Consider the following 531-nt stretch of genomic DNA (forward strand, 5'->3'; position numbering starts at 1 on the left):
GCGGAGGCGGTCGTGTCGACCTCCTCCAGCGTGTGGTCGGCCGTGTCCAGGACCACGTCCACCAAGGGGACGTCCCACTGGCGTTCGGGGCGTTTGCGGCGCAGGTGGAAGTCGGGCACCCGGTTGGAGACGTAGGGCGAGCGGTAGCGGGTTCCGGCGTCCCGTCGGGTCTGCATCTGGGTGCGGCCCAGGTGCCAGCTGCTGGTGTCCAGGTCCGGAACGAACACGGCCCCCTGTTGGGAGACGCGGTAGGCGAACTCGGTGTCACCGCCCAGGACGAGGGCGGCGTCCAGGCCTCCGGCGGCGTCGAACAGGTCGCGGTGCAGGGACCCGGTGGCCCCGATGAACACCTTGTAGGACAGGCGTCCGGCGGTACGCAGCCGGTTGTGCTGGTTGATGTGGCGCTCGACCCAGTGCGGGTCGGCGCTCTCCCTGTCGAAGAGCTCCTCAGCACGACCCGCCCCCACCTCCGCCCGAACGTACTCCGGAGTCATGGCCGCCGGATCGAAGTCCACGAAAAGCTTGTGCCCG

Annotated in this window: 1 protein-coding gene; it reads right to left on the reverse strand. The window is 69.7% G+C overall.

All coding sequences use genetic code 11. The annotated features are described in order from the left end of the window. The coding region (locus ACYVD1_RS34845) for a glycosyltransferase family 2 protein (RefSeq protein ID WP_460778737.1) at nt 1-531 on the reverse strand (531 nt) is incomplete at both ends.

This window comes from Nocardiopsis nanhaiensis (assembly GCF_054778635.1).